Consider the following 22,263-nt stretch of genomic DNA (forward strand, 5'->3'; position numbering starts at 1 on the left):
GATGGTACTGCCAATGGTGGGAGAGTAGGTCGTTGCCTTTCTTTATCAAACCTCAATCTTTTAAAGATTGAGGTTTTTTTTTGATCTTATTTTTAGGATTGCTGTATCTCGTAGTTTTTAATCCTTTGCCCGTTATTTTTATAATTATAAAAGAAGTAATTTTGCTTTAAAAGCAAGAATATGAATAAAGCAATTTATATCGCAGCGAGTGATGCAAACTCTGGAAAATCTATGCTAAGTTTGGGTTTGATGCAGCTGTTACTTCGTAAAAAACCTAAAGTAGGATACTTTAGACCCATAATTGATAATCCGATAGGTAATAAGAGAGATAATCACATAAACACAGTTCTTAATTATTTCAATTTAAAAAGTGAGTATGAAGATTGTTATGCTTTTACACGCTCAGAGCTTATTAGAAAATTGAATGATGACAGAGAGGATGAAATAATTAATATAATCATTGAAAAGTATAAGAAACTAGAAGAAGAAAATGATTTTGTAATTATTGAAGGAACTGATTTTTCTGATCATGGAGCTGTAATAGAAATGGATTTAAATGTACTTATTGCCAAAAATATTGGAGCGCCTGTAATTATAGTTTCAGGAGGAGTGAATAAATCACTTGAGGACTTTATTCAGAGCTTACGATTAACTTATGATTCTTTTGTAAACAAAGATGTACAGGTTATTACGGTTGTGGCAAACAAAGTACAAGAAAAGAATATTCCAACGATAGTACAAGAAGTAGGTGTAAATTTACCAAAGTCAGTTTCAATAAATGCCATTCCGATAGATCAAAAATTAAATAACCCAACAATTAAGGAGTTCTTAATGGAAATTGAAGGAAAAGTTCTATTTGGAGAAGGATTGCTAAATAATACTACAGGTGATATTAAAGTTGGAGCTATGCAACTATCTCATTTTTTGCATCATTTGACAGATGATAGCGTTGTGGTAACACCAGCAGATAGATCTGATATATTATTAGGTACCTTACAAGCCAATATTTCTAGTAATTATCCATCTATAGCTGGGATTATTCTTACAGGAGGAATGGAGTTAAATTCTTCAATCATTAAACTTATTGAAGGTCTAGAAAAAGTGGTGCCTATTCTTTGGGTTAAAGATGGAACATTTAGTATTGCTTCTAGATTAGGAGCTGTTCGTTCTCATATTTATGCCGAGAATATTGATAAAATAAAAATGTCTATCAATATGTTTGAAAAACATGTTGATGTTGCAAGCTTGAATGAAAAGTTAGTTAGTTATAAAGGATCAGAAGTGTTAACTCCAAGAATGTTTCAATATAACTTATTAAAAAAAGCTAAAGAAGTGCGTAAACACATTGTATTACCTGAAGGAAACGATGATAGGATTTTGATAGCCGCTTCTCAACTACAAAAAACAGATGTTGTTAAGTTAACAATATTAGGTAAAAAAGTAAATATAGAAGCTTCAGTTAAACGATTAAATATTCCTTTTGATTTCGATAAAACTGTAATTATTAATCCAATAGAATCTGAATACTTTTCAGATTTTTCCAATACGTTATATGAATTAAGGAAACACAAAGGATTAAGTCCTGCTATGGCAGAAGATTTGATGGCTGATGTTTCTTATTTCGGAACTATGATGGTATACAAAGGGTTAGCTGACGGAATGGTTTCTGGAGCAGCACATACTACTCAACATACTATAAAACCAGCTTTACAGTTTGTAAAAACAAAACCAGGATTTTCAGTAGTTTCATCAATTTTCTTTATGTGTTTGGAGGATAGAGTTTCAGTGTTTGGTGATTGTGCTATTAACCCAAATCCAACAGCAGAAGAATTAGCAGAAATAGCAATTTCTTCAGCAGATTCAAGTATTGCTTTTGGTATAGCCCCTAAAATAGCGATGTTATCATATTCATCAGGTGCTTCAGGTAAAGGTGAAGATGTAGATACTGTAAGAAGAGCTACTGAAATTGTGAAGGAAAAACGTCCAGACTTAAAAGTAGAAGGACCAATTCAGTATGATGCAGCAGTTGATCCTTCCGTAGGAAAAAAGAAATTACCAAATTCGGAAGTAGCGGGGCAAGCCAATGTGTTAATCTTTCCTGATTTGAATACAGGAAATAATACTTATAAGGCAGTACAGCGAGAAACAGGAGCTTTGGCTATTGGACCAATGTTGCAAGGGCTAAATAAGCCTGTAAATGATTTAAGTAGAGGTTGTACCGTTGATGATATTTTTAATACCGTAATTTTAACTGCAATTCAAGCACAAGAATAGCTTGTTTATTAATAAAAAATAGATGAAAGTTTTAGTCATAAATTCAGGAAGTTCCTCAATAAAATATCAATTATTTCAAATGCCTCAGCAAGAAGTACTTTGTTCAGGGTTGATAGAAAGAATTGGTTTAGAACTTGGAAAAGTTCACTATAAATCTAACAATATAAAAGTAGAAAAAGAAGTAATTATCGCAAACCATAAATCTGGTTTAGAAAAGGTTGTTGATTTATTATTGGATAAAAAAGTAGGAGTAATTTCTTCTACAGATGAAATTAAAGTTGTTGGGCACAGAGTAGTGCATGGTGGAAGTACTTTTACAAAAACGGCTATAGTAACTGAAGAGGTTAAAAAGAAAATAGAATCGTTATTTTCATTAGCACCTTTACACAATCCTGCAAACTTGGAAGGGATTAAGGTTTCTGAGTCTATTTTTAAAGATGCACAACAAGTAGCGGTTTTTGATACAGCATTTCACCAAACCATACCGGTTGAAGCGTATAAATACGCAATACCTACTAAATTATTAGAAGAGTATGGAATACGTTTGTACGGTTTTCATGGAACAAGTCATAAATATGTGTCAGAAAAAGCAAATGAGTATCTTCAAAAAAAACATTCAAAAATTATTACGATTCATTTAGGAAACGGATGTAGTATTACTGCGGTTGAAAATGGAAAAAGTATTGACCATAGTTTAGGTTTTAGTCCTGTAACAGGTTTAATTATGGGAACAAGATCTGGTGATATTGACCATTCTTTAATTTTTTATCTAACAAATAATTTGGGATATGATATTAATGATGTTAATAACATGTTGCAAAAAGAAAGTGGAATGTTGGGTTTAACAGGGTTTAGTGATTTACGAGATATTGAAGCTGCTGCTGCCAAGGGTAATAAAAACTGTCAATTAGCCTTGGAAATTAATGCTTATAGAATTAAAAAATATATAGGTTCGTATGTTGCGGTAATGAACGGTTTAGATGCAGTTGTTTTCACAGCAGGTATTGGAGAAAATTCTTATGTAATTAGAAAGTTAGCCTGTACTAATATGGAATATTTCGGAATTGAATTAGATGATGAAAAAAATGTTATTAGATCTAAACAAATAAGAGAGATAAATAAAGAAACTTCAAAAGTAAAAGTGCTAGTAATTCCAACTAATGAAGAGTTAGAAATAGCAAAGCAAGCGTACGAATTATTATAATATGAATTATAACTACTCTTATTTAGTACGGTTTCAATATTTAGGGTTTCGTTTACACGGTTGGCAAAAACAACCTAATTTAAAAACAGTTCATTTTTTTGTTGACAAGACATTAAAGTTTGTGTGTAAAGGAATTCGATGTAAGTCGGTAGGGGTTGGGAGAACGGATGCAAAAGTTTCATCGACTGACTATTGTTTTCAGTTGTTTATTGATGAAAAATTAGACGAATCTTTTTTTATTGAAGATTTTAATCGCAATTCACCTTCTGATATTCGAGTATTAGTTATAGAGCAACTTCACGATGAAGAGTTCAATATTATTCAACATCCAAAAATTAAAGAGTATCGTTATTACTTTTCTTTTGGAGAGAAAAATCATCCCTATTGCGCCCCTTTTTTAACGGGGTATTTAGATGAATTAGATGTTGAGTTAATGAAAGAAGGTGCACGATTGTTTGAAGGCTTTCATAATTTTAAACATTATTGTACGAAGCCATCTACAGAAACCAGAGTAGAGCGTACTATTGAAGTGTGTAAGATTGAAGAAAATACTGAATTATCTGCTTCTTTTTTTCCGGAGAAAAGTTATGTGTTAATTATTAGAGGAAGTGGATTTTTACGGAATCAAATTCGTCTAATCATGGGAGCTTTAGCTGAATTAGGAAAAGGAAATTATGATTTGGAGTTCATCAAAAAAAGTTTGAGTCCTGAAAATAGTGATATAGACTTTATGAAAACCATCGCACCAGCTTCTGGACTACATTTACATAAAGTAGAATTTAAAAAAGAGTAAGCGGTAAATTATATTAGGTGTCTTTTTTTGACGCTATTTTTAATAAATACGCACTTCCTAATTTTGATTCCCTAGTTTTAGGATTCAAAAATTTTAAGTTAAGTCTTGTTACTCTAAAATGATCAACTCTGTGTTTCTCCTTTATAATAAACCCTTCTTTTTTTATTTTTTCAAGAGAAATATTTCTAATAACAATCCAAACATCATCGTCTATATTTTTTAATTCTTCTTTTGTAATGTGAGGAGTATTTCTCTGCGTATAAAAATCTAAAGGCCAAGAATAATCATTCTCATAAAAAAAGATATCCTTTACATTAATGGTGTTATTTTGATTAACAATGTTTGCTAGTTTAATTCCACCTTGATATTGTAATAATTCAGGGTAGAAGTAAGAGTTAAGTACTACATTTATAAATACCATTAGCAATACTGAGTTGACAACAATTTTTTTACTAAAATCTTCTTTTTGAATTACGTTAATGAGTACTATTAATAATAGAATGGCACTAAACACTATAATTAAAATAGAAGGAGTGTTAAAAGTGCAACATAAAATTAAAATAACTGCAATAGTTAACACTAAAACCATAAAATAAATAACACCTAAGAATATTTTCAGTGTTTTTTGTTGATTGTCCTTTTGAAGATTGTATAAAACTCCTGCTGTAAAAACAGCTAATAAAGCTAATAATGGATTTAAATAATGTGGTAATTTAAATTTTGAAAAACTAATAATAAATAAGGTAATTAATACTCCACCTATAGTTAATAATTCTATACCTTGTACAGGTTTAAATTTGTTTACAATTAACTTTTTTATTTGATAATATAAGCCATAGTACATTAAGAAAGCCCAAGGTAAAAAAGTCCAAAGTAGAGAATGAAAAAAGAAAAAGTAATCAGGACTGTTTTGCTTGAAACCAGTAGCTGTTATTCTCTCAACATTCTGACTCCATAGAATAAAATTCACACCATCCATTCCAAACTGAACATAGTAAGCATATACTACAGGTGTAATAGAAAGGAAAAAAGAAACCAAACCTATAAGAACTTTATAAGAGAATATTGTATTAAATTTTCTAGTATAAAGGATGTGTGAAACTGTGGCAAAACAAATAATACCAACTCCATAAAATCCTTTAGTAGAAAAGGAGATTCCCATACCAATAGCTCCTAAAATAATAGGAACTAGTTTTCTTGTTGAAACATATTCAAACAATTGCCAAATAGCAAAAATAGTTACTCCAGTTAAGACAGCATCAGTACGAACATCGTGGTTAGCTAAAATGATAGATTGACTAGTTAAGAAGATCAGAGAACCAAAGTGAGCAACACTTTTACTATATAACTTTCCTGTTAATTGATAAATAGAATAGGCTCCTAAAATAGTAAATAATAAAGCTGGAATTCGATAAGCCCATTCGTGTAAACCAAATAGTTTAAATGAAATGGCAGATAACCAAAAATGCATATGTGGTTTATCTAAATAAGGATTAGGACCTTTTAGAAGTTCAAAAAAGTTGTCACTTAAATACATGCGCATAGCCATAGTGGCATGTTGTGCAGAATCATTAGCCATTAAAGGAATAAATAATCCTATAACATAAACGATTGCCACTAAAAAATAGAGGTATTTAATGTTTTTTTGCTGGTAAAAAAAGTCCATAAACTATTTATTATTTATTGAAACAGTTGTTAACCGTACCTTATTTATAATAAAAGCCAATCCTATTAAAGAAATTAAAGCCGTAATAATATTAAATGAAAGTCCAATACTTGTAGCTATTGTTTCTTGGGTATTTAAAAAAGTTGAGGCTTTTAAAAAAATATACTCTCTTGCTCCAAATCCTGCAAAAGAAACTACTGAAAGTACTGATGAAATTAGAAAAACAAAGCAGTAACTAATAATTCCAACTACTTTTAACTGAAAGGCTTTGATAATGCAAACAATAACGCCAACTTGTAATAATTGAATAACTAATGAATAACCAAAACTATAGTTATAATAAGTATTACTGTTTTTAAAAACTCTTATCATAATAAGCTTTGCAATAAAAAAAGAAGCTAAAGCAATAACGATACTTACTAAGAATAATAATGAGTTAGAAAAAAACAAATACCCTCCCATTAAAATTAATAGAGAAAAAATTGCTAATAAACCAATAAGTCTATCAACAAATACACATTTAGTCAACTGTTTTGGTTTCCAACCAAATTGCTTACTCAATATGTATACTTTGTATGCATCCCCACCCACACCTCCAGGTATAAAGAAGTTATAAAACATTCCAACAAAATACAACTTTAAATTGCTAACTTGACTTAGATGAAATTGATTTTGATGAAAAATATAATTTAACCGTAAGGATGAAATAAACTGTGAAGCCATAAATAATAAAATTGCCAATGCTAAATAAAAAGGATTGGATGTTTCATATAATTTGATGACTTGATTAAAGTCAATTTTTGTAAATACCAAGTATAAGAGTAAGATACTTACTCCTATTTTGGCTAGAGTTTTAACAATTTTGTTATTCACTTACATGAATTTTTCTAATAGTATAAGGGCGCTTTTTTTGCGACTCGTAATAAGTTCTCATTAATAAGTCAGTAATAATCCCTACAGTAAAAAATTGCAAGCTAATAATAACGAGCATAACACCAACAATTAATAAAGGTCTGCCCCAAATATCTTGTCCCAATAACTTTAATACTAGTAAGTAGAAATTAATAGCCAGTCCAAAGAACATAAAAAACAACCCAAAATTACCAAAAAGATGTACAGGACGCTGCATGTATTTTCTTTGGAAAATAATTAAAATGATGTCATTGATAACTTTTACAGTTCTTCCTAATCCATATTTAGATTGTCCATGGATTCTCGGATGATGTTTTACAGGAACCTGAGTAATTTTTGCCCCGTTTAGGTGAGCTAAAAGATTGATAAATCGGTGCATTTCACCGTACAAGTTTAAATCTTTAGCTATTTCTTTTTTAAATACTTTTATCGCACATCCTTGATCTTTTAAATCTAAACGAGTAGCTCTTCTAATTAAAAAATTTGCAATTTTAGAAGGAATTGTGCGAATAAAAGAGTCTTTTCTTTTTGCTCTAATTCCTGTAACTACATCCCAATCTTCAGATTCAGCTTTTTCAATCATATGAGGGATATCTGATGGGTCGTTTTGCATATCTCCATCAAGAGTAACGATGTAATCACCTTTAGCTTGGTCAAAACCAGCAGCTAATGCTAAACTTTGTCCATAATTTTTGCGTAACTCAACCAAAACAACTCGAGGGTTGTTCATGTTAACAACATTTTTCTTTGTGTTATCGGTTGAAAAATCGTCAATGTAAATGATTTCATAATCAAATCCTTTTAAACTATCATCAATCTGTTTAGTTAAAGGAACTACATTGTCTTCTTCATTGTAAACAGGAACAATTACAGATATAAATCCGTAGGATTTTTTATTTGACATAGGTGGTTATTTATTGGGCAAAGTTACTACAAAGAATTTAAAAAAAGTAAAAGCTCATTTTTTAAATGAGCTTTTACTTAAATATAATATCGAAGAGAAAAACTAATCTCTAATTAAACTTCTTGAGATTACAATTTTCTGAATTTCTGAAGTTCCTTCATAAATTTGAGTAATTTTAGCATCACGCATTAAACGCTCTACATGGTATTCTTTTACGAAACCATTACCTCCATGAATTTGAACAGCTTCAACAGTTTGTTCCATTGCTACTTTAGAAGCATATAATTTTGCCATAGCACCTTCACGATCATAGTTTTCACCAGCATCTTTTTTGCAAGCAGCAGCCATTACTAAGTGACGAGCCGCAGCAATTTCTGTATACATATCAGCTAATTTGAATGCAATAGCTTGGTGGTTACAAATTTCAGTACCAAAAGCTTTACGTTCTTTAGAGTATTTTAACGCTAATTCGTAAGCTCCTGACGCAATACCTAATGCTTGAGCAGCAATACCAATACGTCCACCAGATAACGTTTTCATGGCAAATTTGAATCCGAATCCGTCTTCGCCAATACGATTTTCTTTAGGAACTTTTACATCGTTAAATTGTAACGTGTGTGTGTCAGAACCACGAATACCTAATTTATCTTCTTTAGGACCAATGTGGAAACCTTCCATACCTTTTTCAATAATAAAAGCATTGATTCCTCTATGACCTTTAGCTCTATCTGTTTGAGCAATTACTAAATAAGTATCAGCACGTCCACCATTAGTAATCCAGTTTTTAGTACCATTTAATAGGTAGTAATCACCTTTGTCTTCAGCAGTAGTTGCTTGTGAAGTGGCATCAGAGCCAGCTTCTGGTTCGCTTAAACAAAACGCACCTATTTGCTCACCAGTAGCTAATTTTGTTAAATATTTTTGTTTTTGTTCTTCAGTACCATAAGCTTCTAAACCATAACATACTAATGAATTGTTTACAGAAACCATTACTGAAGCAGAAGCGTCAATTTTTGATAATTCTTCCATAATTAATACGTAAGAAACAGCATCCATTCCACTTCCTCCATATTTAGGATCTACCATTACTCCCATAAATCCTAACTCACCCATTTTGCGAACTAGTTCATTAGGAAACTCTTGTTTTTCATCTCTTTCTATAACTCCTGGCAATAATTCGGTTTGAGCAAAATCACGTGCAGCATCACGAATCATTAAATGCTCTTCTGTAAGGTTAAAATCCATTATCTATTTTATATTTTGTTAAATTCGTAAAAAATGTGTTCAAAGATACTTTTTTAATAGCAATTTTTCAATAGACTTGTTATTTTTACTTTATGCAAGACAACTATATTTATTGTATTGGATTAATGTCAGGAACTTCTTTAGATGGAATAGATTTGGCATATATAAAAATGCATGAAAATTTATACGAAGATTTTAGAATTATACAGGCAGAGACAGTATCATATTCTAATGAATGGAAGAAAAAACTGCAAGAAGCTATAAATTACGATGAGAAAGATTTACAAATTTTAGATGTTAATTATGGTGAATTTTTGGGGAGTATATTGAATAACTTTATAAGAGAACACCGTATTTCTAAATTAGATTTTATAGCATCTCACGGGCATACAGTTTTGCATCAACCAGAAAACGGAATTACCTTACAAATAGGAAATGGACAAGTCATATCAAATGTTACTCAGCAAAAAGTAGTATGTGATTTTAGAACTCAAGATGTAGCGTTAGGTGGACAGGGAGCTCCTTTAGTGCCTATTGGAGATAGGTTATTATTTACTGATTATGATTACTGTTTAAACTTAGGAGGTTTTGCTAATATCTCTTATGAAGAAAATAAACAAAGAATAGCTTTTGATATTTGTCCTGTGAATATTGTACTGAACTATTATACACGTAAAATAGGTTTAGAGTATGATAATGAAGGGAAAATAGCTTCGGAAGGGAAAATTAATATGGGGTTATTAAGACGATTGAACGAGCTTTCCTTTTATCAAGAGCTTCCTCCAAAATCTCTAGGATTAGAATGGGTACAGTCAACTATTTTTCCTTTAATAGATAAAGAGGAAGCAGATATATCAACTATTCTAAGAACTTTTGTAGAACACGTAGCGATGCAAATAGGTAATGTTGTTAAAAATGATGCTACTATTTTAGTAACAGGAGGAGGAGCGTTCAATACGTTTTTAATGAAGAGAATAGAGTTTTTTGCACAGACAAAAATAAAACAAGTAAGTACAGAACTTATTGATTACAAAGAAGCTTTAATTTTTACGTTGTTAGGAGTGCTAAAGACCCAAAACAAAGTAAACTGTTTACAGTCAGTTACTGGGGCAAAGAAGGATCATTCTTCAGGTAATATTTTTTATCCGCAGAAATAATTTAAAGTATTTGAGTAATGTAGTTTTTTATGATAAATTTGTTCGGTAACAACTACACACTAAAACCTATAGTATAATGAATCAACTTTAGCTTCCCCACAGGGGAATAATTACAGCGAATTTTTTGAATATGAAAAAGAAACAAGTAAAGTTGAAAATCATCTATTATAACATTAAACAATGAAAGAATTATTAAAGCAATACGAAGAAAAGCAACCAGAAATAGTATTTAATTGGAAAGACCCTGAAACAGAAGCAGAAGGTTGGACAGTTATTAATTCATTAAGAGGAGGTGCTGCTGGTGGTGGTACACGTATGCGTAAAGGATTAGATAAATACGAAGTAATGTCACTTGCTAAAACTATGGAAGTGAAATTTACGGTATCGGGTCCAGCAATTGGAGGAGCAAAATCAGGGATTAATTTCGATCCGCACGATCCTCGTAAAAAAGGAGTTTTAGAGCGTTGGTATAAAGCTGTTGCTCCATTATTAAAAAACTATTATGGAACAGGAGGAGACTTAAATGTTGATGAAATTCATGAAGTAATTCCGATTACAGAAGACAGTGGAGTTTGGCACCCGCAAGAGGGAGTTTTTAATGGACATTTCAAGCCTACCGAAGCAGATAAAATTAACCGTATTGGTCAGTTACGTCATGGAGTTATTAAAGTGTTAGAAGATGAAAGTTTATCACCAAGCGTAGCCAGAAAATATACCGTAGCCGACATGATTACTGGATATGGAGTTGCTGAAGCAGTTCGTCATTACTACGATATTTATGGAGGAACAGTAGAAGGAAAGCGTGCTGTAGTACAAGGTTTTGGTAATGTAGGTTCAGCCGCAGCGTATTATTTAGCACAAATGGGAGCTAAAGTAGTAGGAATTATTGATCGTGTTGGAGGAGTTATTAAAGAAGAAGGATTCTCTTTTGAAGAAATTCAAGAAATGTTTTTAAATAAAGATGGGAATACGTTAGTATCTGAAAACATGATTCCATTTGAGGAGATGAATGAGCGTGTTTGGAATCTTCCTTGTGAAGTTTTCGCACCGTGTGCAGCTTCAAGGTTAGTTACTCAAGAGCAAATTAACCAGATGATAAATTCAGGATTAGAAGTTATTTCTTGTGGAGCAAATGTTCCATTTGCAGATAAAGAAATTTTCTTTGGATCTATTATGGAAGATACTGATAAAAAAGTGAGTTTGATTCCAGACTTTATTTCAAACTGTGGTATGGCAAGAGTATTTGCTTACTTTATGGAACGTAGAGTAGAAATGACAGATCAAGCTATTTTTGAAGATACTTCAAATACTATTAAAAAAGCGTTACAAAGAGCACATGCTAAGAGTGCTGCAAAAACACAAATAAGTGAAACAGCTTTTGAAATTGCATTAAAAGAACTAGTATAAAGTTCTTTTTTATGACTTCAGAAATACTGTTATTAAGTAATTAAGCATAATAAAAGTAAAAGTCTTCCTTCGTTGTTAAAAGTAGGGAAGACTTTTTGTATCAAACAATTTTAAATAAAAGAAATCGTTAGTTAAATAGCGAAAACATAATATAAATTCTAATTTAGTATTCATGCTATTATTTCAAGAAACTCAGGAGTTGGTAGAGGAAGTACCTCAAGAAAAAACGTTATCAATCTATAATTTAATTATGGACGGAGGTGTAGGCGGTCAAATTATTATCGCTTTGTTATTCGTGTTGTTAGCCGTGGCTCTTTACATTTATTTTGAACGTTTTTTTGCTATTAAAGAAGCATCAAAAGTAGATGTTAATTTCATGGACCAAATTAGGGATCATGTAACGAACGGAAGAATAGATAGTGCTAAATCACTTTGTGATAATACAGTTACGCCAACAGCCAGATTAATAGGGAAAGGAATTTCTAGAATAGGAAAACCTCTTGAAGATATTAATACTGCAATAGAAAATGCAGGAAAACTAGAGGTTTATAAACTAGAAAGAAATGTGTCAGTATTAGCAACAATAGCAGGAGCTGCTCCAATGATAGGGTTTTTAGGAACTGTAATTGGAATGATTGTTGCAATTCATGAAATAGCAAATTCAGGAGGACAAATAGATATTAAAATGTTATCGGATGGTTTGTATACAGCAATGACAACGACAGTTGCAGGGTTAATTGTAGGGATTATAGCATATATAGCTTATAACCATTTAGTAGTTCGTACCGATAAGGTTGTTTATCAAATGGAAGCAAAATCTGTTGAGTTTTTAGATTTATTAAACGAGCCAGTATAATGAATTTACGAGGAAGAAATAAAGTCAATCCAAACTTCAATATGTCATCAATGACTGATATTGTTTTTTTGTTGTTGATATTTTTTATGTTAACATCAACATTGGTTACAGTAAGTGCCATTGATGTCTTGTTGCCTAAAGCTGGAGGTAAAACAGAGAATAATACATCAGTAGCGGTAACTATAACTAATGATGCGTTGTTTTACATAGATAAAACAAAAGTTAGTAACGTAAATTTAGAAAGAGAGTTGTTAACTAAGGTAGGCGTAGATAAAAAGAAAACAGTGGTTATTCGTGGTGATCAAAATGTGCAGTATAAAAATGTAATGCAGGTGATTGATATTGCGAATAGAAACAAGTTAAAAATGATTTTAGCTGTTAAAGGTAAATAAATGACAGTTTTAGATACCCAACATAAACGTAAATCAGCTGTGATAACAGCAGTTATTCTGATATTATTTGTTATTGGAATATTCAATTACGGAATGAAATATCTCGATCCACCAATTGAATATGGTATAGCGATTAATTTTGGTACCTCTGAAGTAGGAAGTGGAGAGCCTGTTGAAAAAACTAAAGCACAAGCAACACCACAACTAGAAGAGGTTGTTGAAGAGCAAGTAGAAGAAACCCCAGAGGAAACAATAAAAGAAGAAATTATTACAAGTGATACTGATGAAGAAGTTCCAGTGGTTGAAAAAAAGGTTGAAAAGAAAGAGGCTGTAAAAGAAACTTCCAAAGAAGAAAAGCCTAAAGAAAAACAGAAGCCTAAGCCATCAAAAGAAACAACTGATGCTTTAAATAGTTTGTTAAACGGAACATCAAAAGATGGAGCGAATTCTGGCGAAGGAGATGATAAAAAATCTGGTGTAAAAGGAAATGAAAATGGAGACCCAAATTCAGATAAATATTACGGGAATTCAGGAAGTGGTTCAGGAGGTAATTATAACCTAGCAGGAAGAAAAGCTTTGTCAAAACCTATTCAAAAACCAGACTGTCAAGAAGAGGGTACGGTAGTGGTAAGTATTGAGGTTGATCGAAATGGAAAAGTAATTAAAGCAACTCCAGGAGCTAAAGGAACTACAAATTCAGCATCATGTTTATACGATGCAGCAAAAAAAGCAGCATTAAAAACAAAATGGAATGCAGATAATAATGCGCGAGTAAAAGAGATAGGAACAATTATCTACAAGTTTTCTCTTTCAAAATAAATACATCTATTTTTTACACTAAAATATTAAGATGACTTATCAACAAGTATTAGATTGGATGTTTGCTCAGTTACCAATGTATCAACGTCAGGGACAAACAGCGTTAAAAAAAGATTTAACTAATATCATAGCATTGTGTGATGAGTTAGATAATCCACAAAAAAAGTTTAAAACCATTCATGTAGGAGGAACGAATGGCAAGGGATCTACTAGTCACATGGTAGCTTCTATATTACAAGAAGCAGGTTATAAAGTAGGATTGTATACTTCACCTCATTTAAAAAACTTTACTGAACGAATTCGAATCAATGGAAAAGAAATTTCAAGAGATTCTGTGGTTAAGTTTATAGAAAAGAATAAGATCTTTTTAGAAAAACAAGGGTTATCTTTTTTTGAAATGACGGTAGGAATGGCATTTGAAGAATTTGCGAATCAGAAAGTAGATGTTGCTGTTATAGAAGTAGGTTTGGGAGGAAGGTTAGATTCTACTAATATTATTATGCCAGAAGTTTCGGTAATAACCAATATAGGACTGGATCATACTCAGTTTTTAGGAGAAACATTACCAGAAATAGCGTTTGAAAAAGCAGGGATTATAAAAGAAAATGTTCCAGTAGTTATTGGTGAGCGTCAAAAAGAAACGGAAAATGTTTTTAACACTAAAGCAGAAGAATGCGAAGCACCAATAGTTTTTGCTTCTGATAAAACTCAAAACTATACAACGGATTTACTAGGAGACTACCAAAAACACAATGTAACGACGGCGATAACTACGATTCAGCAATTAAAAGAATTTGAAGTTTCTGAAGAAAATATTAAAAACGGATTGTTAAATGTGGTAAAAAACACCAACTTAAAAGGACGTTGGCAGGTGTTGCAAGAAAAACCAAAAGTGATTTGTGATACAGCACATAATAAAGAAGGATTGTTTTATACATTGGAGCAATTAAAAAAAGAAAATTATAAGCAATTACATATTGTTTTAGGTGTTGTTTCAGACAAGGATTTGAGTGAAATTTTACCAATGTTTCCTGAAAAAGCAAAATATTATTTCTGTAAACCAAATATTCCTCGCGGGTTGCCAGTAGATAAATTAAAAAAGCAAGCAAGTGAGTTTGGATTGATGGGAGAGGTGTTTTGTTCTGTAAGTCAGTCACTTGAAAAAGCAAAAGTAAATGCATCTAAAGAAGATATGATTTACGTGGGAGGGAGCACATTTGTGGTAGCAGAAATTTTATAGAAAAAAATGTAAAAAAGTTATTGTTAATCTCTAAAACTGTTATATATTTGCACCCGCAATTGACAAGTAAGGGCGCGTAGCTCAGTTGGTTCAGAGCACTTGGTTTACACCCAAGGGGTCAGGGGTTCGAATCCCTTCGCGCCCACAACTCTTACAAAAGTTTAATTGCAAACGGGCGCGTAGCTCAGTTGGTTCAGAGCACTTGGTTTACACCCAAGGGGTCAGGGGTTCGAATCCCTTCGCGCCCACTGTAAAGTCTCATCATTCTTGATGAGACTTTTTTATTTTATAATCATCTCATTCATGCAATTTTTTGTAGTTTTGTGAACTTGAACAATCTTTAAAGAGACTACGTAGTGAATAAGAAAATAGCAATAATTGGGTTAGGGTATGTAGGATTGCCATTAGCAAGGTTATTTGCGATGAAGTATTCTGTGGTTGGGTTTGATATAAATAAAACAAGAGTAGAAGAACTTAATAAAAGTATTGATGTTACTAAGGAAGTAGATTCAGAAGAACTGTTGTCTGTAATACAAAGTGAAAAAACAGAAGAGAAAGGTTTGTTTTGTACATCTCAAGTTGACGATATTAAAGACTGTACTGTTTTTATAGTAACAGTTCCTACACCAGTTGATAAAAATAACAGAGCGGTTTTAACCCCGCTGATAGATGCAAGTAAAACTGTAGGAGGAGTTTTGAAGAAGAATGATGTTGTTATTTATGAGTCAACAGTGTATCCCGGGGTTACAGAAGAAGTGTGTGTACCTGTGTTGGAGGAAGTTTCAGGGTTAAAGTTTAATAAAGATTTTTTTGCAGGATATTCCCCTGAAAGAATTAACCCTGGAGATAAAAAGAATACCATTGAGAATATTTTAAAGGTTACTTCTGGTTCAACATTAAAAATTGCAAAATTTGTAGATGATTTATATAGTTCAGTAGTTACTGCAGGTACTCATTTAGTTTCGAGTATAAAAGTAGCTGAAGCTTCAAAGGTAATTGAAAATTCTCAGAGAGATATTAATATTGCTTTTATGAATGAATTAGCGAAGATTTTTGGGTTTATGAACATTAATACTCAAGAAGTCTTGGAAGCTGCAGGAACAAAATGGAATTTTTTACCATTTAAACCAGGATTAGTTGGAGGGCATTGTATTGGAGTAGATCCATATTATCTAGTGCAAAGAGCAGAAGAGTTAGGGTATCATCCTGGAATTATTTTAGCAGGAAGAAGGATGAATGACGGAATGGGGGAGTATGTAGCTTCTCAAGTGATTAAATTAATGATAAGTCGTGATATCAAAATAAAAAATGCTGATGTCTTAGTTTTAGGCATTACATTTAAAGAAAATTGTCCAGATGTTCGTAATACTAAAGTGGTAGATGTGGTTCGTTCGTTAAAAGAATATGGAGCAAAGGTGACAATTTATGATTCTTGGGCAAATATTGATGAGGTTAAAAAAGAATATGGATTACAATCAACAAACAAATTGCCAAGTAAAAAGTACGATGCTATTGTGTTAACAGTAGCACATGAAGAGTATAAAAAAATAGACATTCTTTCTTTAAAGAAAAAAGATTCAGTAGTTTATGATGTTAAAGGGATATTGTCAAAAAAAGTAGTAGATAAAAGTTTATAGTGAAGAATTTTGCACTCATAGGAGCAGCTGGTTACATCGCTCCGCGACATTTAAAAGCCATAAAGGATACTAATAATCTGTTGATTGCTGCATTGGATAAAAATGATAGTGTAGGAATTATTGATAGTTATTTTCCTCAAGCAGATTTTTTTGTGGAATTTGAACGGTTTGATCGTCACGTAGAAAAACTGAAAAGACAGCAAAATATTCAGTTAGATTATGTGAGTATATGTACCCCAAACTATTTACATGATTCTCATATACGTATGGCATTACGTAGAGGAGCAGATGCTATTTGTGAAAAACCTTTAGTGTTGAATCCATGGAATGTAGACGCTTTAGAAGCAATTGAAAAAGAGTCAGGAAGTAAAATTAATACAATACTTCAGTTACGATTACATCCTAGTATAATAGCACTGAAAAATAAAATTGAAAGAGAGAAAAAGGAAGAAAAGTATGATGTAGATTTAACTTATATAACTTCACGAGGAAATTGGTATGATATTTCTTGGAAAGGAGACGAAAGTAAATCAGGAGGGATTGCAACAAACATTGGAGTTCACTTTTTTGATATGCTCTCATGGATTTTTGGAAATATACAAGAGAATAAAGTACATCTCAGAGAAAAACATAAAGCTTCAGGTTATTTAGAGTTTGAAAAAGCACGTGTGCGTTGGTTTTTGTCAATAGATGAAACCAGTTTACCAAAACAAATTCAAGAAAAAGGACAACGTACCTATCGTTCCATAACAGTGAACGGAGAAGAAATTGAATTTAGTTCAGGTTTTACAGATCTCCATACTATAAGTTATCAAGAAATATTAAAAGGAAATGGTTTTGGTTTACGAGAAGCAAGACAATCAATCGAGATAGTACATGATATTCGTAATTCTAAATTAATAAATACGGGAGAGAAGCATTATCTTTTGTAATATATATATTTGTATAAAAAAATAGAAAGAAATGAAAGTAACTGTTATTGGAACAGGATATGTAGGATTAGTATCGGGAACATGTTTTTCAGAGATGGGGAATAAGGTGGTTTGTGTTGATATTGATCAAGAAAAAATAAATAAGCTTCATCAGGGAATTATTCCCATTTATGAACCAGGCTTAGAAAAAATGGTATTGAAAAATGTAGAAAAGCAGAACTTATTCTTTACTACTAAGTTAGAAGAAGCAATTAATGAATCTGAAATTGTTTTTATAGCAGTTGGAACTCCAATGGGAGAAGATGGGTCTGCAGATTTACAATATGTATTAGCTGTAGCTAAAGAGATAGGTCAGAAGATGAATGACAGATTGATTGTTGTTGATAAATCTACTGTACCAGTAGGAACAGCAGATAAAGTAAAAGCAACAATACAAGCAGAATTAGATAAAAGAAACTCAACGCTTGAATTCGATGTAGTGTCTAATCCTGAGTTTTTAAAAGAGGGGGATGCTATCAATGATTTTATGAAACCTGATAGAGTGGTAATAGGAGCAGAATCTGATTATGCTTTTGATAAAATGCGTCAACTATATACGCCTTTTACTATGTCGCATGAACGTTTTATTGCTATGGATGTTCGCTCAGCAGAAATGACAAAATATGCAGCAAATGCAATGCTGGCAACAAAGATATCCTTCATGAACGAAATGGCAAATATCTGCGAGCGAGTTGGAGCTGACGTAAATAATGTTCGAGCAGGAATTGGTTCAGACTCAAGAATTGGTTATAGTTTTATTTACCCAGGCGCAGGATATGGAGGTTCTTGCTTTCCAAAAGATGTAAAGGCCTTAAAAAAGATAGCTGAAGAGAATGGATATGAAGCAAAATTGATTACGTCTGTTGAGGAAGTAAATAATCGTCAGAAATTTGTGATAGCTGATAAAATCATCAATAAATTTGGAGAAGATTTATCAGGAAAAACTTTTGGTCTCTGGGGGTTGGCATTTAAGCCAGGAACGGATGATATGCGTGAAGCGCCTGCAATTTATGTGGTAAAAGAACTAGTAAAGAGAGGAGCTAAAGTACAAGCATATGATCCTAAGGCTATGGAAGAAGCACAACACTTTTATTTAAAAGATGTAGAGAATGTTGACTATAAAAATGCAAAGTACGAGGTGCTAGATAATGCAGATGCGTTGATTTTATTGACAGAATGGAAAGAGTTCCGTTCACCAGATTTCTCTGAGATTGAAAAACAACTGAAAGCTCCAGTTATTTTTGATGGAAGAAATCAATATACTACCTATGGATTGGAAGAAAAAGGATTTGAATACTATCAAATAGGAAAAAACTAATGAAAATTTTAGTTACAGGAGCAGCAGGCTTTATTGGATTTCATCTAAGTCAAAAACTATTAGAGTTAGGGCACACAGTTGTAGGAATAGATAATATCAACGATTATTATGATGTCAATTTAAAGTATGCTCGATTAAAAGAGTTAGGAGTTGAAAGAAAAAGCGCTGAGGTATACTACAAAGAAATAACTAGTAGCACTAGTGAAAAATTTAAGTTTATCAGACTAAACTTAGAAGATAAAAAAGAATTATTTCAGTTATTCACTACAGAAAGCTTTGATGTTGTATGTAATTTAGCAGCACAAGCAGGTGTTCGTTATAGTATTGAAAATCCTAATGCTTATATTCAAAGTAACATTGTTGGTTTCCTAAATATTTTAGAATCTTGTAGGCATCATGAGATTAAACATTTAGTGTATGCAAGTAGTTCAAGTGTTTATGGAATGAATAAAAAGGTACCTTTTTCAGAAGAAGATATAGTTGATAATCCTGTGAGTTTGTATGCTGCAACAAAAAAAAGTAACGAATTGATGGCACATACCTACAGTCATTTATATAAAATACCAACAACAGGATTACGTTTTTTTACTGTATACGGGCCTTGGGGAAGACCTGATATGGCACCGATACTATTTGCCGATGCCATTTCAAATGATCGTCCAATCAAAGTGTTCAACAATGGTGATATGGAGCGCGATTTTACTTATATAGATGATATAGTAGAAGGAGTGAAAAGAGTAATAGAGAAGCCTGTTGAAGAAAGAGACTTGTATAAAGTTTATAACATAGGAAATAATGATTCGGTAAAATTGTTAGAATTTATTACTCAGATTGAAACGAGTATAGGAAAAGAAGCTACTAAAGAAATGTTACCTATGCAAATGGGGGATGTGAAAAAAACTTGGGCAAATGTTGATGGATTAATTAAAGATTATAATTACAGTCCTAATACAAGTTTAAGTAAAGGAATAAAAGAGTTTATTAATTGGTTTAAAGTTTTTTACATTGGAAGTTAAAATGTTATTTAAGAGAATTCTGTTACAAATATTTCTAGCTACTTTTTTGGTGTTAGCTAGTGCTGAGGGACAAGCCCAAAATATTCAGAATCAAATGAGTCAAATAGAAGTTGATGATTTATCTGATGAACAAGTAGCTAAGTACTGGGAAAAAATAAAAGAAGAAGGATATACTCTAGATCAGGCTTTAGCAATAGCAAAAACAAGAGGAATGTCCGAATTACAAGCTCAAAAGCTTAGAGCAAGAATAGAGACGCTTAAAAGTAAACCACTAAATAAAAAAGAGGAAAATGAAGAAGAACTACAAGAAGAAGTAGATAGTACTCAACTTCTTTTTGGGTTAACAGGAGAAGAAGAAAAAAAGGAAGAAAAAAAAGAAGAACTCTTCGGATATGACTTTTTTAATAATCCAAATATTTCGTTTACACCAAATTTAAATATAGCTACACCAGAGAATTATATAATAGGAGCGGGAGATGTAGTTTCAATTGATCTTTGGGGTGCTGCAGAGGTAAATTATGAGAAAAAAGTAAACAAACAAGGAGCAATAAATGTAGAAGGTGTTGGTTATATTCAATTAATAGGATTACCAGTTAGTGCTGCAAAATCTAAAATAAAAAATTACCTAAAAAGAATCTATGCAGGAATAGGAGCTTCTTCTAGTAGTTATAATAAAGTAAATATAGCTGTTTCTATAAAAGAAGTAAGAAATGTTCAAGTGAATATCGTAGGAGAAGTGAAGGTCCCAGGGTCATATTCAATTAGTGCTTTATCCACAGTATTAAATGCTTTATATGCAGCAGGAGGGCCAACAAAGAATGGTACTTTCAGAAGGATCCAGCTTTTTAGGAGAGGAGTGAAGGAAGCTGATTTTGATTTTTATCAGTTTTTAGTAAATGGTTCAGAAGAAGGAAACATAACGGTTCAAGATCAAGATGTTATAATAGTAAAACCTTATGAAAGTAAAATTACTATTGAAGGAGCCGTTAAAAGACCAGGTATTTTTGAGATGAAAACTGAAGAAAGTGTAAAAGACTTATTAAATTATTGTAGTGGTTTTACCTCAAATGCATATAGACAAAAAGTTGTTATAGAGAGAATTAAAGGGGTTCAAAAAGAGATTGTAGAGGTTTCAAAAGATAATTTTGATTTAGTTAAAATAAAAGACGGAGATTATATCAAAGTAAATGAAATAGTAGACGAGTTTTTGAATAGAGTAAGTGTAGGTGGGGCTGTTTTTCAACCTGGTAATTATGAATACAAAGAAGGAATGACAGCTTCTAACTTGTTGTTAAAAGCTGAAGGAGTAACCAAAGAAGCCTTTTTAGACAGAGGTATAATTGTAAGAACACATGATAAAAGTGATAAGGAAACATTATCTTTTTCTCCGAGAAAGGCAATGGAAAATAAAGAACATATACTCTTAAAGGAAAGTGATAGTATTTACATTTTCACAAAAGAAGAGTTGAAAGAAAAAGAATTTATTACTATTAATGGAGCAGTGAATAAAGAAGGGGAGTTTGACTTTATGAAAGGAATGCGTGTAGAGGATTTAATAGTATTGGCGGGAGGATTGAAAGATGGAGCGGATGCAAGCATGATTGATGTATCTAGAAGATTGAAAGATGGAAGTTTTGAAACGGTTAGTGAAAATTTTGATTTAAGTGCAAGTAAAAATCTAGGTACTGATCATTTAGATAATTTTGTGCTAAAACCGTTTGATATTGTTTCTGTAAGATACTTAAAAGGGTATACAGAACAAAAAAGAGTAACTATTACTGGGGAAGTTAATTTTGAAGGAGAATATTCAATTGGTCAAAAAAATCAAAGAATTTCTGATTTAATAGAACAAGCTGGAGGTTTAACAAAATATGCGTATATAGAAGGAGCCTTTTTAACTAGAAAGAATAACGAAGAGGAAGATGAAAAGCAATCAGACTTTATAGCTGACTTTGCCCAAAGAGATTCATTATCTAGTAATGTTGAACAGCGTATAAAAAAGAAGAAAGATTTTAAGATTGGAATAGAGTTACAAAAAATATTAGCCTCAGGAGGAAAAAAGTCAAAATATGATATAATTTTAGAAGAAGGAGATGAGTTATTTATTCCTTCTGAAAGACAAACCGTAAAGGTTGAAGGAGAGGTATTGTCACCATCATTGGTGAGATATGAAAAAGGGAAATCATTTAAACATTATATAGAAAACTCTGGAGGTTTTTCTGAAAATGCGAAAAAGAGTAGAGCATATATAGTGTATGCAAATGGAGATATTAGAACAACAAAGAGGTTTTTATTCTTTAAATCATATCCAGATGTAAAACCAGGCGCAGTTATTTTAGTTCCTAAAAAGCCTGAGGTAACAAATAAAGTTACAACCCAACAAGTAATAGCTATAACTACAGGGTTGGCAACCTTAGGAGTATTGATAAAATCATTGACAGATAAATAACTT

The 22,263-nt window shown here is 31.9% G+C and carries 18 protein-coding genes and 2 tRNA genes; 16 read left to right on the top strand and 4 right to left on the bottom strand.

What is annotated here, in order from left to right; genetic code table 11:
* Positions 1 to 180 precede the first annotated feature (180 nt).
* Genes pta through ABMY20_RS08225 form a run of 3 tightly spaced genes read left to right on the top strand, consistent with a single transcriptional unit; the run spans position 181 to position 4,271 of the window.
* Positions 181 to 2,274, top strand: a complete 2,094-nt coding sequence (gene pta, locus ABMY20_RS08215) for a phosphate acetyltransferase (RefSeq protein WP_349265054.1) — start codon at positions 181 to 183, stop codon at positions 2,272 to 2,274.
* 22 nt (positions 2,275 to 2,296) lie between these two features.
* Complete coding sequence (locus ABMY20_RS08220) at positions 2,297 to 3,478, top strand: acetate kinase (protein WP_281980559.1); 1,182 nt, start codon at positions 2,297 to 2,299, stop codon at positions 3,476 to 3,478.
* 1 nt (position 3,479) lies between these two features.
* Complete coding sequence (locus ABMY20_RS08225) at positions 3,480 to 4,271, top strand: tRNA pseudouridine(38-40) synthase TruA (RefSeq protein ID WP_159616322.1); 792 nt, start codon at positions 3,480 to 3,482, stop codon at positions 4,269 to 4,271.
* A 13-nt stretch (positions 4,272 to 4,284) separates the two neighbouring features.
* Here ABMY20_RS08225 and ABMY20_RS08230 read toward each other — a convergent pair whose 3' ends face one another.
* The 4 genes from ABMY20_RS08230 to ABMY20_RS08245 all read right to left on the bottom strand — a co-directional run bounded on the left by ABMY20_RS08230 (position 4,285) and on the right by ABMY20_RS08245 (position 8,998).
* Complete coding sequence (locus tag ABMY20_RS08230) at positions 4,285 to 5,937, bottom strand: glycosyltransferase family 39 protein (RefSeq protein ID WP_349265055.1); 1,653 nt, start codon at positions 5,935 to 5,937, stop codon at positions 4,285 to 4,287.
* A 3-nt stretch (positions 5,938 to 5,940) separates the two neighbouring features.
* A complete protein-coding gene (locus tag ABMY20_RS08235) occupies positions 5,941 to 6,810 on the bottom strand; it encodes a lysylphosphatidylglycerol synthase transmembrane domain-containing protein (protein WP_349265056.1) in 870 nt (289 codons plus the stop codon).
* Entirely contained in the window at positions 6,803 to 7,753 is a 951-nt protein-coding gene (locus ABMY20_RS08240) for a glycosyltransferase family 2 protein (RefSeq protein WP_159616328.1), read from the bottom strand. Before ABMY20_RS08240 ends, ABMY20_RS08235 begins: the two co-directional genes overlap by 8 nt.
* A gap of 102 nt (positions 7,754 to 7,855) precedes the next feature.
* Positions 7,856 to 8,998, bottom strand: a complete 1,143-nt coding sequence (locus tag ABMY20_RS08245) for an acyl-CoA dehydrogenase (RefSeq protein WP_047790258.1) — start codon at positions 8,996 to 8,998, stop codon at positions 7,856 to 7,858.
* Positions 8,999 to 9,090: 92 nt separating this feature from the next.
* Here ABMY20_RS08245 and ABMY20_RS08250 point away from each other — a divergent pair, with 92 nt between their 5' ends.
* The 13 genes from ABMY20_RS08250 to ABMY20_RS08310 all read left to right on the top strand — a co-directional run bounded on the left by ABMY20_RS08250 (position 9,091) and on the right by ABMY20_RS08310 (position 22,260).
* Positions 9,091 to 10,155 carry an anhydro-N-acetylmuramic acid kinase gene (locus ABMY20_RS08250; RefSeq protein WP_349265057.1) on the top strand — a complete coding sequence of 355 codons (1,065 nt, stop codon included), beginning with the start codon at positions 9,091 to 9,093 and terminating at the stop codon, positions 10,153 to 10,155.
* Positions 10,156 to 10,335: 180 nt separating this feature from the next.
* Entirely contained in the window at positions 10,336 to 11,562 is a 1,227-nt protein-coding gene (locus tag ABMY20_RS08255) for a Glu/Leu/Phe/Val dehydrogenase dimerization domain-containing protein (protein WP_253680846.1), read from the top strand.
* Between the two features lie 172 nt (positions 11,563 to 11,734).
* Entirely contained in the window at positions 11,735 to 12,418 is a 684-nt protein-coding gene (locus ABMY20_RS08260) for a MotA/TolQ/ExbB proton channel family protein (RefSeq protein ID WP_047790255.1), read from the top strand.
* Positions 12,418 to 12,810 (top strand): biopolymer transporter ExbD, encoded by a 393-nt coding sequence (locus tag ABMY20_RS08265; RefSeq protein ID WP_047790254.1) that lies wholly within the window; start codon positions 12,418 to 12,420, stop codon positions 12,808 to 12,810. The genes ABMY20_RS08260 and ABMY20_RS08265 overlap by 1 nt, the downstream gene beginning before the upstream one ends.
* Positions 12,811 to 13,629 (top strand): energy transducer TonB, encoded by an 819-nt coding sequence (locus ABMY20_RS08270; RefSeq protein WP_253680844.1) that lies wholly within the window; start codon positions 12,811 to 12,813, stop codon positions 13,627 to 13,629.
* Between the two features lie 31 nt (positions 13,630 to 13,660).
* Positions 13,661 to 14,869, top strand: a complete 1,209-nt coding sequence (locus ABMY20_RS08275) for a folylpolyglutamate synthase/dihydrofolate synthase family protein (protein WP_349265058.1) — start codon at positions 13,661 to 13,663, stop codon at positions 14,867 to 14,869.
* A gap of 70 nt (positions 14,870 to 14,939) precedes the next feature.
* Positions 14,940 to 15,014: transfer RNA gene (locus ABMY20_RS08280), tRNA-Val, on the top strand.
* Between the two features lie 28 nt (positions 15,015 to 15,042).
* Positions 15,043 to 15,117: transfer RNA gene (locus ABMY20_RS08285), tRNA-Val, on the top strand.
* 108 nt (positions 15,118 to 15,225) lie between these two features.
* Positions 15,226 to 16,506 (top strand): nucleotide sugar dehydrogenase, encoded by a 1,281-nt coding sequence (locus tag ABMY20_RS08290; protein ID WP_349265059.1) that lies wholly within the window; start codon positions 15,226 to 15,228, stop codon positions 16,504 to 16,506.
* The gene (locus tag ABMY20_RS08295; protein WP_349265060.1) at positions 16,506 to 17,438 is read left to right on the top strand and encodes a Gfo/Idh/MocA family oxidoreductase; all 933 of its coding nucleotides are present in this window, start codon (positions 16,506 to 16,508) and stop codon (positions 17,436 to 17,438) included. The genes ABMY20_RS08290 and ABMY20_RS08295 overlap by 1 nt, the downstream gene beginning before the upstream one ends.
* 31 nt (positions 17,439 to 17,469) lie before the next feature.
* Entirely contained in the window at positions 17,470 to 18,795 is a 1,326-nt protein-coding gene (locus ABMY20_RS08300; protein WP_349265061.1) for a UDP-glucose/GDP-mannose dehydrogenase family protein, read from the top strand.
* Positions 18,795 to 19,811 (top strand): NAD-dependent epimerase, encoded by a 1,017-nt coding sequence (locus tag ABMY20_RS08305; RefSeq protein WP_159494521.1) that lies wholly within the window; start codon positions 18,795 to 18,797, stop codon positions 19,809 to 19,811. Before ABMY20_RS08300 ends, ABMY20_RS08305 begins: the two co-directional genes overlap by 1 nt.
* Before the next feature lie 94 nt (positions 19,812 to 19,905).
* A complete protein-coding gene (locus ABMY20_RS08310; protein WP_349265062.1) occupies positions 19,906 to 22,260 on the top strand; it encodes an SLBB domain-containing protein in 2,355 nt (784 codons plus the stop codon).
* The last annotated feature ends 3 nt before the right edge of the window (positions 22,261 to 22,263 follow it).

The sequence above is a fragment of the Tenacibaculum sp. SSH1-16 genome (genome assembly GCF_040104435.1).
In the GTDB taxonomy this organism is placed as follows: domain Bacteria; phylum Bacteroidota; class Bacteroidia; order Flavobacteriales; family Flavobacteriaceae; genus Polaribacter; species Polaribacter mesophilus.